We start from the raw sequence: 203 nt of genomic DNA, 5'->3' as shown, positions 1-203 counted from the left end.
AAGGCCGGCGAGACCGCGGCGCTGACCTTTACCCTGAGCGAAGCCAGCTCTGATTTTGCAGCCACTGATATTACCGTAGTGGGTGGTTCACTGAGTGGCTTTGCCGGCAGTGGCACCACGTATACAGCGACGTTTACCCCGGATACCGATCGCACCGCAGCAGCCACCATCGATGTGGCGTCCAATGCCTTCACCGACAGCGC

At 60.1% G+C, this 203-nt stretch carries 1 protein-coding gene; it reads left to right on the top strand.

From position 1 onward, the window contains the following. Positions 1-203 (top strand): Ig-like domain-containing protein (locus Q0852_RS23930; RefSeq protein WP_299022948.1); only part of this gene is annotated, 203 nt, incomplete at both ends.

This window comes from uncultured Photobacterium sp. (assembly GCF_947502415.1).
Lineage (GTDB): Bacteria > Pseudomonadota > Gammaproteobacteria > Enterobacterales > Vibrionaceae > Photobacterium.
The sequence above is the reverse complement of the archived record's forward strand: the minus strand, read 5'-3'. Positions and strand labels throughout refer to the sequence as shown.